We start from the raw sequence: 10,841 nt of genomic DNA, 5'->3' as shown, positions 1-10,841 counted from the left end.
ACATTAGGGAGCAAGATGCTCCCACTACATAGGACATTAGGGAGCAAGATGCTCCCACTACATAGGACATTAGGGAGCAAGATGCTCCCACTACATAGGACATTAGGGAGCAAGATGCTCCCACTACAAATTTTATTTTGGCAAAATTGGGATGCTCCCAATAGCTTTTGCGATCGCTGAAGTAGCTTTTGCGCTCGCTGAAGTAGCAATTGAGATCGCCGAAATAGCAATTGCGCTCGCTGAAGTAGCAATTGCGCTCGCCGAAATAGCAATTGCGCTCGCCGAAATAGCAATTGCGATCGCCGAAGTAGCTTTTGCGATGGCCAAAGTAGCAATTGAGATCGCCGAAGTAGCTTTTGCGATGGCCAAAGTAGCAATTGAGATCGCCGAAATAGCAATTGAGATCGCCGAAATAGCAATTGCGATCGCACCTGAATACTTCATTTCGTCGGTGAGAAATCAGTGATGGGTTTGAGAGTAACACCGCTAGCGATCGCACCCTTCGCTTGGCGATCGTCAACTGTGATTAGAGGGCAATTCAGGTTGAGCGCCAATGCAATGTACAACGAGTCATACAAAGCTAGTTGACTACTTAAACCAATTTGTAAAGCGCTAGGCAAAAGGTGACGGATTGGCATAATCTGAAAGGATAACGCCAGCAGTTCATGAACCATCTGTTCAGCCTGTGCTTGGGGCAATCCTTGAAAGCGAACTCTTTCCACAAAACATTGACGCACTCCAGCAGACAAAATTCTGGAATGTATAACTGCTCACGCTGATAAATTCGAGCGACTAAAACCCGTGCCTCTGGTGTGTAAACTTGGGCGATCGCATACTGAACTACTACACTAGCATCTACGACATAGCTTACCATTACCGATCTCGATCCTGCCGCAGGAGTTCAGTAGTAGTCGGAGATTCAGGAGGAGGTGTCCATCTCAAGCGATCCATAGCCGCTAAAATCTCGTTAAGGGAGCGGGTATCCTTGGATTGTTGCCACCAGTTCTGCAACCGCTCATCCACAACCTCCGTAATCAAAGCTCTAATGTCATCAATCGTCATATCAGCGATTTTCGGGATTGCCATACTGAACTGCTCCAGGTTTTTCTGCTTCCTATTTTGGCATGATGAATAATAGCTGAGGTAAAACTGAAGGAGAATCTGAGGGAACAAAAGTACTCGAATTTGAATTGCGATCGCCGATCTTGTAGCAATTGTCTTGAAAGTGCGATCGCCGAAATCTATATTCAGCGACTCCCGAAATAGTGCGATCGCACTGACTAGACTGACTTTCACATTACAGCTATTTTCAGGTAAATAGACCACGCGGTAGGGGCACAGCAGTGCTGTGCCCCTACGATAGATGTGGTTCAAATACATGATTTCTGCTGTAATTACGAATTATTTTAAGAGTTCCCTTTGATGTGATATATTATCCGTACCATCGCTGAGTGCATAGCAGTCAACCGCCGCACAATCTGGTCAATCTCCAAATCTAATATGCTGTAATCAATCACTGCCTGACGAATCGGTGTATGTCCTTGATTGACAGCTAGTTCTTGAATACGGGCTGTACGCAGTGCTTGTAGGTGTGGTTGGATTTTTTGCAGCGTTTCTTCCAAATCAGGCAAAGGCGGTGGGGCAATTTCCTGCTGTATTGAATCAGCTAACTGCTCTAACACTAGCGAAATTTGGCGGACAAAGGTTTCTAATTCCGGGAGTGGCACTGTTCCTCGAAAATGTTCCAGATGTACTGCTAAAACTGTCACGGCGTTAGTAAAACGTCCTATGTACGCCAGCAGCGTCATCACTGGTTCTACTAATTCTTTGTGCATTTGCGGTTCGCGCAGCAATCCTTGGAATGAGGCTTGAGCATTGCCAATTGCCAGCCCAGTTTGTCGCCGTTGACTGATAATGGTAGAGTCAGGCTCCTTTGTCCCCTGGTATACAGTCATCACATCGCTAAAGTATTTGTGACATTCTCGTAGTGCCGTGGCGAGTTGACTGGGTAAACGATCGCGTTCCCAATTTGGCCAGATAAAGTAATGACTCGCAAAAGCTAGTGCCGCCCCAATTAATGTATTCAACACCCGAAAGCCAGCAAATTGCCAACCAATCGGATGACCAATATCGATAATTAGTAAGACAAATATTGATAAGAAAACCACCGAATACCCATAGTTGAAACGAATCAGGGAAACGCCAAAAAATACTGTCAGCAGAATGATTGTGTCTAATACAGGCTGACTCATGATGGTTGCAAGTAGAATAGCAGCTAACACAGCTCCCAAGATAGTCCCGCCGACTCGCTGAAAAAACCTCTGGAAAGTTGCACCCAAGTTCGGTTTGAGGACTAGCATGATTGTCAGTGTCACCCAATACCCCATTGGTAAATTGGTAATGCTGTATAATATTACGCCTACAGCTAGACTTACACCAATGCGGAGAGCATGGCGAAAGATTGCTGAGTCTAAGGTGAGGTTTTCTCTGAGTAAACTTAAGAGCGATCGCTGTTCGTCTGCAACTAAAAGAAGTCTATCTACATCACGTTGACTTATCGTGCTACGATCTGCCAGAGATTTAGCTGTCTGAGCCGTGTATTGCAATTGCTTGATTAGCTTTTCGATCATCAGCACCAGATTACTAAGAGCAACGAGAGATGTGTAATCTGTCTCACTCCCCGCAATTACTTTTCTTTGCAGACTTTCTTGTTCCTTGAGTGCCTCATAGATGCGGTTGAGATTTCCGAGATCGATGCTGCTAGGCTTGCGAGATATGACTTTCGCTATGGCTTGAAGAATGACTGATATTTGTGCGAGTGCATCGTCTATTAATTGCTGGACTGTGTGATATTGTTGTTGTTTGAAGTTAGTTTCTAGTAATTCTGTTAAGGCAATAACTGAGCCAAGCAAGCGATCGCCATCCTGAATTAGCACCAATAACTGCTCATTCATCCAACTCCGAGCCGGCTGTCCAATCCGTAATGTACCTAAAGTAGTGCGTGCTGTCTCTAATGCCTGTCTAATTTCGAGAATATTTTCAGGTGTTGCTACTTTACCTGCAAATGCCTGAATGTAGTTGGCGAGCGCACTGAAGCAAGAAGCCAAAGCTATCCGTAGTGGGTCATAAGGTCTAAAAGGCCACATTACTAAGGAAAGTAGCATCGCCCATCCACCGGCAATTAGACATAGCAGCGATCGCATGAGTGCAGATTCTAAGTCTCCTGACTGTGCGATCGCGGAAACAAATGATATCCCTACCACCAGACCGACATTTGCACCAGCATTACCGTACAGCGACGCAAAACCGGAAGCAAATCCCCAGAGAAATGTCAGCACCACAGTTAGCGCTGGCACTTTTGCGACTAGAGTACCGACAAATATTGAAACAGCTATTCCCAAAGTAGCCGCCACCATCGCCTTCGCTTTGATCTGGTAAGGGCCACCAACATTCGCTAAATTGACAAAGTAAGCCATTAAACCAAGCAATAATCCGCTTTCCCTTTGGTTGATGAGTTGCCCAATTAGCATGGGAACCCCCAACGCTAACGCGGCTCGCAAACCGTTGGATATTGCTGGTTTTCCTGGCTCTGACTGGATCAAAAACCTGAGAAAACTACTTTGATTCAACTGGATTTTTTTTATTAACAAAACAAAATTTTCATCTGGATTTTCTTCATATTCTTATATATATAGCTGTCCTGGAAGCGATAAGATCAAAAATAAATTCATGTTGTGTTTATGGCAACCCAACTCAGTGAAGCCAAATCCCGAAATGAACTGGTAATCTCTTGGGAAGCCTTACCCAAGGATTTTCAACTAGAGGATGAACCAGTGGAGAATACAGGTCAGCCACTATTGGCTGGTGCTTTGCGTGAAAGCCTAGAAATCAGTGGATTCATCCAACCCCAGATGTTGATCGCTTCAAACTTTGGTCTTTGTGCGACAATCAACGGCCAATTTATTGCTAAAGCACCTGACTGGGTTTATGTGCCATCTGTTAATGAAGTTGTGGGTAATCGCAAAAGTTATACACCAAATTTAGAAGGAAATATCCCAGCGATCGCTATCGAATTTTTATCCCACGCTGAGGGTGGAGAATATTCGGTAAAGCGAACTTATCCACCAGGAAAATGGTTTTTCTACGAGCAAATTTTGCAGATTCCCATCTACATAATTTTTGAACCAGATGGCGGTTTATTAGAATATTATCAACTGGAAAATAAACGCTATGAGTTAAAGCTACCTGACGAAAATGGTCGTCATTGGATTGATGTAATGGGCTTATTTTTGGGAACTTGGCAAGGAACAAAAGAAGCTCACACTGGTTATTGGTTGCGCTGGTGGGATCAAGCTGGTAATTTATTACCGTGGGCTGTGGAACAGATTGAACAAGAACGCCAACGCACTGAACAAGAACGCCAACGCGCTGAACAAGAACGCCAACGCGCTGAACAAGAACGCCAGCAAAAAGAACGACTGATTGCTTATTTGCAATCTCAAGGTATTGACCCGAACAATTTGCCTCAGTCAACTTAGAGCCAGGGCGAATGGAATAGAGCCTCCGGCACGCTGACGCGAACGCGGCTACACAAACAAAGTCCACCTCCGTGGACTAATACAAAATCAAGGGTTCTTAACCCACGTTCGCCCTTGGCGTTCCGCAGGAAAGGTGGGTAAAGCCTCGTGTAGACGCGGTTTCTAACCGCCCTTTTTGTCGGGGCAATTCATAAATTGCCCCGACGAAAATTATGCAATTTTGCAAAACAAACCAGTTTAAAAATCAAGCAGTCACAATATAAGGTGAGTCGATCGCTGCTACACGATCAGCATCTACCAAAGCTTGATATACCATCACAGCCACCTCAGCGCGTGTAGCATCGCGGGTAGGATTGAGTTGTTTGAGGTTCGGGTGATTGACAATAATCTGCTTGTCTATAGCTTTTACTACCTCATCCTTGGCATATTGAGGAATCTTTGCTTGATCGTCGAAAGTTTTGATGGCGGTTGCACTATCACCAGATAATTTCAATCCATTCACTAGGGAGACAATCACTTGCACACGCTGGATATTTTTGTTGGGGCTGAAGCTATTGTCAGGAAAACCAGAGAGAAATGAACCTTGATATGCCTGCTGAATTACCTTAGATGCCCAAAAGTCTGCTGGTACATCTTTGAATTTGATCGCGGGGCGGTTTGACGATGGGTTGAAAGCTTTTACCAGTAATGCGGCATATTGCGCCCGTGTCATTGTCGCATCTGGTTTAAATGTGCGATCGGGAAAACCATTAACTATCTCCAATTTGACTAATTCTCGAATAAACCCACCTGCCCAATGATTGGCAATATCGGTTAACTCGATAGTAGACGTAGGTATCGGTGTCGGCGTGGGTGTCGGTGTTGGCGTAGGCGTGGGAGTGGGTGTTGGCGTGGGCGTAGGTGTCGGTGTCGGCGTCGGTGTCGGTGTCGGAGTAGATGTCGGTGTTGGCGTGGGCGTTGGCGTCGGCGTCGGCGTCGGTGTTGGCTTAGGAGTGGATGTCGGTGTTGGTATTGGAACCGAACTATCTGCAAACTCTACGTTTCCCGCAACTTTAGACGTATCTATTTTATTTCCTACAGAAACCAGCTTATTGGAACTGACATTTTGCAAATCAAATTTACCGTTATTGCGTAGAGTATTGCCTCCTGGGTTATTAGTAGTGCCGATATCTGGTAGGGCAGTTCCAACTATAGTTAGACCATCGTCAGTGTTATTTTCACTAACATTATTACGCAATACCGGACGGGCACTACCAGAGATGACAATTCCAGAACGGTTTTCATAAATTTTGTTATCTCGAAGTATCGGTGATGCAGTATCACTAATAGCAATGCCAAAACCTGTTTTGAAGTAGGTGTTATTTTCAATTTGACCTTTAGAATTTTTAGCGATCGCAATTCCATTGGCTGCATTCTGACTGAACACATTACCTAGAATAACTGGGTTAGCCTCGCCTGTAGCAAATACTCCCTCCCGCTTACAGTTGGTGAAGGTGCTATTAGCAACAGTCGGGGCAGTTGATTCAATCCAGACACCACTACCACGGCTAGCCAGATTTGTGACAGTGACCCCCCGAAGTTCGGCTTTATCCAGCAACACAAATGTGACATTCTGACCTGCAAAAGTACGGCTCAGGTAGTTACCACTTCCTTCAATTAAAATGCGATCGCCAATGTTTGCTTCATTACCCACCACTGTTACACCAGATGCGATCGTTAGCGGAAAAACTTCACCGCTAGCAGCATTATAATTTCCATCTGCTAGTTGAATCTTGGTGCTATCTTTAGCTACCTTCAGGGCTTGGGTAATAGTTTTGAATGGGGCTTGTTGGCTACCAGCGTTGCTATCGCTCCCTATTACTGGATTTACGTAAAAAATTTGAGCCATATTTATACTTCATAAAATACATAGCTATCCTAGCGCTAACCGTTAATGAATTAGCGGATCTGACTTTTCACGGTATCTGGAAAACCTCACTTCTATTTCTCTCTCCTAAAAGGAGAGAGACTTTGAATTTTCCCCCTTAAAGTGTTGGGAAGGGGTTAGGTTTTTTGTGGGCTTTTCCAGACAACGTGAACAGCCAGAGATATTGATGAGTATTTTGGCGATCGCTTAAACAAATGTTAACTTTTATCAAACAGAATTCAGGAGTCAGAATTCATGTTAGGTATTCTGACCGAAAAAGCGGATGAATAATCGGCGTTTAAGACCCCTACCAAATTGAAAATTTGGTAGTCTTCAATTCCTGCGCGGTCCCAATCCCCGACTGAAAGATTGGGACCGGAGCTTGTCGTTTGTCTCCGGCTCCGCTCCTGAATTCAGAATAGCTGAATTCTTCTTCAACTTCGGTCGGTTGTCCTAATAATATCCCTAATTTTTTGTTGGCATATCTTAACAAACTTAAGTGCGATCGCTTGGAAACTGAACCAGACAACGGTACTGTCTAAAGAGATGCCAAAATTATAGTTTGGTAACATCTGAAACAGCAGGAATCATTGACAAGCTAAGTATATAGGCAATACAATTATTTTAATCGAACCTAAGACAGAGTTAATTAAAACAATCTGCCCAGAAAATAAAGGTAAGCAATATTAAAGATAATTTGGATAAAACAAATGAACACCAAAATTATTGCTTTCTTGGCAATTACAGCAGCCTTTGCAAGCTTAGGAAGCCAGGTATACGCACAGTCGCCAGCATCAAGCTTAAATCGAGGACAATACAGATTAACTGGTGATTCTCTAGTTGGAATTGATCATAGAACAGCCCAAAATGACTTTAAAAGCTTTTTTGAGCAAACTAATCCAGCAAGCATCTCCAACAATAATAGAAGCAACAATAAAACTCCAGTCAAAATACGCTTTAACGAATCATTATCACTGCCAGACACTTCTGTTTTCTTAACACCGGCTCAGTCGGGAAATGAGAATGATGGATTGCAAGTGCAGTTAGATATAGAGAGAGAATAATCAGGTATAAAGGTTGACGCTCTCTCTGTGCCAGACTAAATCCGCCTTCCTTAGTCGATAATTCTGCAATCATTTTGCAGTAAAATTAATCGTCTAGATAGAGGAGGGCTTTGAGATGACTCGTGTCATCATTGTGCGCCACGGTCAAAGCGGTTATAACACCGAGCGGCGTATTCAAGGACGCACTGATGCGTCAACATTAACCGAAAAAGGTCGTAACGATGCTAGTAAAGTAGGCAAAGCCCTCAGCAATATCTTATTTAATGCAATTTACAGCAGTCCCTTGCAACGAGCGAAACACACAGCAGATATTATCCATAGTGAGTTAGCTACTCATCCTGAACAATCTGCTGTAGTCCAAGTCTCTGATTTGCTGCTGGAAATTGACCTGCCTTTATGGGAAGCACTGTTAACTGCCCAAGTCAAACAGAAATTCGCCGAAGACTACCGCACTTGGCACCAACGCCCCGACGAACTGCGGATGCTGCTGAATGATGCACAAGGGACAAGAGAACATTTTCCCGTTCTTGCTTTATATGAACAAGCACGGCAATTTTGGCAAGAAATTTTGTCTTCCCATCAAGGCGAAACTATTCTCATAGTTGGACATAACGGAATTAATCGCGCCCTGATTAGCACAGCGCTATCTATCCCTCCAAGTCGCTACCATTCAATACAGCAATCTAACTGTGGCATCACCGTACTAAATTTTGCTGGGGGATTGGGCGAACCAGTCCAGCTAGAATCCTTAAATCAGACGCAACACACCGGAGAAATTCTACCCTCATTGCGACCTGATCATCAAGGAATACGGTTGTTGCTGGTGCGTCACGGGGAAACCGACTGGAATCGTCAAACTAGGTTTCAAGGACAAATTGATGTCCCCCTCAACGACAACGGTAGACAACAGTCAGAAAAAGCAGGCGAATTTCTCCAACAGGTAGCGATCGATAATGCTTGCAGTAGCACAATGCTACGTCCTAAAGAAACAGCAGAAATTATCTTAAAACAACATCCTAATGTCAAATTAGAATTGCAAGATGGTTTAAGAGAAATCAGTCACGGACTCTGGGAAGGAAAATTAGAAACCGAGATAGAGCAGGAGTTTCCGGGAGAATTGCAGCGCTGGCGGCTAGTACCGGCGCAAGTGCAAATGCCTGAAGGGGAAAATTTGCAACAAGTCTGGGAGCGTAGCGTTGCAGCTTGGCAATCAATTGTACAAGCTGCATCAACGAATCAATTCAAAACTGTTTTAGTAGTAGCTCATGACGCTACTAACAAAACATTGCTTTGTCACATTCTGGGTTTATCGCTGGAAAATTTCTGGAATTTTCGCCAGGGTAATGGCGCAGTCAGTGTTATTGACTACCCTTCTGGAATCGATGGTTTACCAGTATTGCAAGCGATGAACATCACCGCTCACTTAGGTGGAGGGGTATTAGATAAAACAGCAGCAGGGGCATTGTAATAAAGTTAGGAGTTAGGAGTTTGGAGAGACGCGATTAATCGCGTCTGTACGTTAGGAGTTAAAAGCGATGCCCTGAGCCTGCCGAAGGGTTAGGAGTTAGGAATAAAGTTAGAAGCGAGGAATTAGAAGTGAGGAATAAAGTTAGAAGCAATGACTGAGGAACAAATAACTCATAACTCATAACTCATAACTTATAACTTATAACCCCTAACTCATAATTAAAAACTTTTATGACTGAACTGCTGCAACAAGTACGGGTAATTGACCCAGTTTCTGAAATCGACGGACTCTTTGATGTGTTGATTGCTGATGGTTATATCCAAGCAGTAGCTTCGCGCATTTCTGATATCAGTTCCGATACTCAAATTAGAGATTGTCAAGGATTAATTCTCGGTACTGGGTTAATAGATTTGTATAGCCACTCTGGTGAACCTGGCTTTGAAGAACGGGAAACCCTCTTGTCTCTTTTACAAGCTGCTGCTGCTGGCGGCTTTACCAGAATTAATATTTTACCCGATACATCCCCAGTTATTGATAATCCTGCCCTTGTAGCACAGTTGCAGCAGAAGAGAGGTGGGGAGATGAGGGGGATGAGGGGGATGAGGGAGATAAGGGAGAAGGAGAAAATTAATTTGGCTCCCTCTGCTACCCCTATTTCTGCTTTCCCCCTGCTTTATCTCTGGGGTGCTATCACCTTAGATGTTGCTGGTAAACAAATGACGGAATTGGCAGATTTAGCGTCGGCTGGCGTTGTTGGTTTTACGGATGGTAAGCCTTTAGAAAATTTGGCGCTGGTGCGGGGAGTGTTAGAGTATCTCCAGCCGTTGGGTAAACCAGTCGCTTTTTGGCCTAGCGATCGCCAATTAACAGCAAATGGTGTAATGAGAGAAGGGTCAGATGCTCTGCGTTTCGGTTTACCCCCAATCCCCGCCAGTGCTGAAACTACTGCGATCGCAGCAATGCTTGAATTGGTTGCAACCATAGGCACACCAGTCCATATCATGCGTGTCTCTACATCTCGCAGTGTGGAATTAATCGCCTCAGCTAAGGCTGCTGGTTTACCCATCACCGCTAGCACCACCTGGATGCACCTTTTACTTGATACAAAAGCAGTTAAGAGTTATCACACCAGCTTGCATTTAGACCCGCCTTTAGGTAATTCTCGTGATGTAGCGGCGTTGCGTGCTGGGGTGCGTGCGGGTGTGATCGATGCGATCGCTATTGACCACACACCCTACAGCTACGAAGAAAAAGTCCAAGCTTTTGCCGAAGCACCAGCCGGGGCAATTGGTTTAGAGTTAGCATTACCTTTACTGTGGCAATATCTCGTTGAAACTGGAGAATTTACAGCTTTAGAATTATGGCGGGCATTGAGTAGCAGTCCAGCCGAGTGTTTGGGGCAAAAAGTCAGTGCGATCGCACCCGATCAACCAGCAGAACTTACTTTATTTGATCCCCAGCAAACCTGGAAAGTCGAACGCAAAAGTCTTTATACACTTTCACAAAATACACCCTGGTTTGGACAACAGTTGAAAGGTCATGTTGTGCAAATCTGGTGTTGAAATAATTCGTAATTCGTAATTTGTAACGGGGATTTAGACCTGACCACAAAACTTGCCGCTTGTTAGTTGCGGGGAACTTTCAGCAGAAATCATGTATTTGAACCACATCCGTCGTAGGGGCACAGCACTGCTCATTGGTGTCAACTTAAGCCAAAACGCTTATCCCACAGGCGTTTTACCCCCCTTAATCCCCCCTTATAAAGGGGGGAAAAAAATCCAGTTCCCTCCCCTTTATAAGGGGAGGGTTAGGGTGGGGTAACGCGGATCGTGATGAGAAGCCAAAGAATTGAATATCACGTCTTG

General features: G+C 44.5%; 9 protein-coding genes. 5 read left to right on the top strand and 4 right to left on the bottom strand.

Going from position 1 to position 10,841, the window contains the following annotated elements; translation table 11 throughout:
* The first annotated feature begins 151 nt into the window (after window positions 1-151).
* Entirely contained in the window at window positions 152-466 is a 315-nt protein-coding gene (locus V7K27_RS22300; RefSeq protein WP_334950257.1) for a hypothetical protein, read from the top strand.
* On the opposite strand, the gene V7K27_RS22295 is transcribed toward V7K27_RS22300, so the two are convergent.
* From V7K27_RS22295 to V7K27_RS22285, 3 genes are all read right to left on the bottom strand, one after another.
* Complete coding sequence (locus V7K27_RS22295) at window positions 441-749, bottom strand: type II toxin-antitoxin system VapC family toxin (RefSeq protein WP_334950256.1); 309 nt, start codon at window positions 747-749, stop codon at window positions 441-443. The genes V7K27_RS22300 and V7K27_RS22295 overlap by 26 nt on opposite strands.
* A 124-nt stretch (window positions 750-873) precedes the next feature.
* Window positions 874-1,380 carry a hypothetical protein gene (locus V7K27_RS22290; protein ID WP_334950255.1) on the bottom strand — a complete coding sequence of 169 codons (507 nt, stop codon included), beginning with the start codon at window positions 1,378-1,380 and terminating at the stop codon, window positions 874-876.
* Window positions 1,381-1,406: 26 nt separating this feature from the next.
* Window positions 1,407-3,650, bottom strand: coding sequence for an FUSC family protein (locus V7K27_RS22285; protein WP_334950254.1), 2,244 nt, complete (start codon window positions 3,648-3,650; stop codon window positions 1,407-1,409).
* Window positions 3,651-3,740: 90 nt separating this feature from the next.
* On the opposite strand from V7K27_RS22285, the gene V7K27_RS22280 reads away from it, so the two are divergent.
* The gene (locus V7K27_RS22280) at window positions 3,741-4,538 is read left to right on the top strand and encodes a Uma2 family endonuclease (RefSeq protein ID WP_334950253.1); all 798 of its coding nucleotides are present in this window, start codon (window positions 3,741-3,743) and stop codon (window positions 4,536-4,538) included.
* A gap of 244 nt (window positions 4,539-4,782) precedes the next feature.
* On the opposite strand, the gene V7K27_RS22275 is transcribed toward V7K27_RS22280, so the two are convergent.
* On the bottom strand, window positions 4,783-6,426 hold the full coding sequence (locus V7K27_RS22275) for a DUF1565 domain-containing protein (protein WP_334950252.1): 1,644 nt from the start codon (window positions 6,424-6,426) through the stop codon (window positions 4,783-4,785).
* Between the two features lie 728 nt (window positions 6,427-7,154).
* Between V7K27_RS22275 and V7K27_RS22270 the strand changes: the two genes are divergently transcribed.
* From V7K27_RS22270 to V7K27_RS22260, 3 genes are all read left to right on the top strand, one after another.
* Entirely contained in the window at window positions 7,155-7,508 is a 354-nt protein-coding gene (locus V7K27_RS22270; protein ID WP_334950251.1) for a hypothetical protein, read from the top strand.
* Window positions 7,509-7,623: 115 nt separating this feature from the next.
* Window positions 7,624-8,976 (top strand): histidine phosphatase family protein, encoded by a 1,353-nt coding sequence (locus tag V7K27_RS22265; protein ID WP_334950250.1) that lies wholly within the window; start codon window positions 7,624-7,626, stop codon window positions 8,974-8,976.
* Window positions 8,977-9,206: 230 nt separating this feature from the next.
* The gene (locus tag V7K27_RS22260; RefSeq protein WP_334950249.1) at window positions 9,207-10,538 is read left to right on the top strand and encodes a dihydroorotase; all 1,332 of its coding nucleotides are present in this window, start codon (window positions 9,207-9,209) and stop codon (window positions 10,536-10,538) included.
* Window positions 10,539-10,841 lie beyond the last annotated feature (303 nt).

The sequence above is a fragment of the Nostoc sp. genome, assembly GCF_036919575.1.
Taxonomy (GTDB): domain Bacteria; phylum Cyanobacteriota; class Cyanobacteriia; order Cyanobacteriales; family Nostocaceae; genus Nostoc.
This window is presented reverse-complemented; position numbering and strand designations above follow the sequence as displayed.

What these genes read in the sequence shown, in the direction of transcription:
- V7K27_RS22275 (WP_334950252.1), bottom strand. Translation starts at nt 6,426, where the DNA reads ATGGCTCAAATTTTTTACGTAAATCCAGTAATAGGGAGCGATAGCAAC.
- V7K27_RS22290 (WP_334950255.1), bottom strand. Translation starts at nt 1,380, where the DNA reads ATGTATTTGAACCACATCTATCGTAGGGGCACAGCACTGCTGTGCCCC.
- V7K27_RS22270 (WP_334950251.1), top strand. Translation starts at nt 7,155, where the DNA reads ATGAACACCAAAATTATTGCTTTCTTGGCAATTACAGCAGCCTTTGCA.
- V7K27_RS22260 (WP_334950249.1), top strand. Translation starts at nt 9,207, where the DNA reads ATGACTGAACTGCTGCAACAAGTACGGGTAATTGACCCAGTTTCTGAA.
- V7K27_RS22300 (WP_334950257.1), top strand. Translation starts at nt 152, where the DNA reads ATGCTCCCAATAGCTTTTGCGATCGCTGAAGTAGCTTTTGCGCTCGCT.
- V7K27_RS22280 (WP_334950253.1), top strand. Translation starts at nt 3,741, where the DNA reads ATGGCAACCCAACTCAGTGAAGCCAAATCCCGAAATGAACTGGTAATC.
- V7K27_RS22265 (WP_334950250.1), top strand. Translation starts at nt 7,624, where the DNA reads ATGACTCGTGTCATCATTGTGCGCCACGGTCAAAGCGGTTATAACACC.